The organism is Methylobacterium platani (assembly GCF_001653715.1).
GTDB lineage: Bacteria > Pseudomonadota > Alphaproteobacteria > Rhizobiales > Beijerinckiaceae > Methylobacterium > Methylobacterium platani.
This window is the reverse complement of sequence record NZ_LWHQ01000105.1, coordinates 914-2,270: the sequence shown is the minus strand read 5'-3', so window position 1 is coordinate 2,270 and position 1,357 is coordinate 914. Positions and strand designations below refer to the sequence as shown.

At 71.7% G+C, this 1,357-nt stretch carries 1 protein-coding gene; it reads right to left on the bottom strand.

Annotated elements, in window-relative coordinates:
• On the bottom strand, positions 1-772 hold a 772-nt coding region (locus A5481_RS31350), incomplete at its 3' end, for a PAS domain-containing protein (RefSeq protein ID WP_064504504.1).
• Positions 773-1,357: the final 585 nt, after the last annotated feature.

Sequence of the window (1,357 nt, the reverse complement as noted above, 5' to 3'; positions counted from 1 at the left end):
CCGCGTCGACCGCCGCGCCGGATTCCTGGATCGGGTACTTCATCCCGGCCCGGCCGCGGTAGCGCCCGGCCTCGTCCCACAGCGGCACGCCGATGATGCGGAAGCGCCAGACTTCGCCGTTGGCGAGGCGCTCCAGCGACGTGCCCTGGAAGCGGGCCTGGGGTTCGTGGACCCGCAGCGCCCGTTCGCGGAACGCCTCGCGCTGGTGCGGCACCACCATGACGAACGGGTTGAGGGTGATCTCCTGCAGCGAGAACCCGTGCACCTGCGCCATCTCGAGCGGGAAGTCGTGGATGCGGTCGGTGCCGACCGAGTAGGTCGTCGCGTAGGAAGTCAGGTAGAGCGCCTGCCGCCGCCGCTGCTCCGCGGCGTGGATCTGCCGCAGCCGCTCCCGGTCGGTGACGTCGAGGGCGACGCCCCTGGCCGAGAGCGGGCGGCCCTCCGGCGAGACCCCGAGCTCGGACAGGAGCGAGAGTATGCGCATGCCCCCGTCCGGCCGGATGAGCCGGACGAGCGCGCTCGGCGAGACGACGCCCTGCCGGATCTCCCCGGCGCTCGCCAGCTGCGCCCGGTCGTCCGGATGCAGCATGGCGAGGAGGAGGCCGTAATCCGGCACGGTGCTGCGGGGATCGAGCCCGAGGAGCCGGAAGAAGCCCGGCGACCAGACCTGCTCGCCGGACGCGATCGACCAGCGCCACCCGCCCGCGATGCCCTGATCCTCGATCGTCCGCAGGAAGCCCTCGGAGCAGGACTTGAGGTCGGCAGCGTCCATGCGTCCGTTGTTCAGGAAAATTTACCTTTGTCCTGAGCATGATACGGCGCGCCGCCGCCGCGAGTCAAAGGCATCCCGCCGTCGCGCGCCATCCTCGGCCCCGTCGCGTCGGCGCTGATGCGCCGGCGCGAGGAAACGGCGACCCTGCGGGCTTGCCCGGCACTGTCGAACGAGCCCGTTCGAAGGCGCGGCTGTCTTAGACCTTGGTCACCGCGATCGTGCCGTCGTCCATGGCGACGAAACGGATGCCGGCCTGGCGCAGGGCGGCCACGGCCTTGTGGCGGGAGCGGGCGCCGTGGTTCTCGCCATTCTCCTCGAGGCGCCGCACCGTCGAGAGCGACAGGCCNNAGCACCGGCGCGCCGGATTCGTGGATCGCGTACTTCATCCCGGTCCAGCCGAGATAGCGGCCCGCCGCGCTCCAGACCGGGACGCCGACGAGGCGGAACCGCAGCACCTCGCCGCTGGCGAGGCGCTCGCGCCCGGTCCCCTGGAAGCGCGCATGGCGGTCGTACATCTCCCAACCCCGGTGGCGCAGGCCCTCGCGCTCCTCCGGAACGACCATCAGGAAGGGATCGGCCCGGATC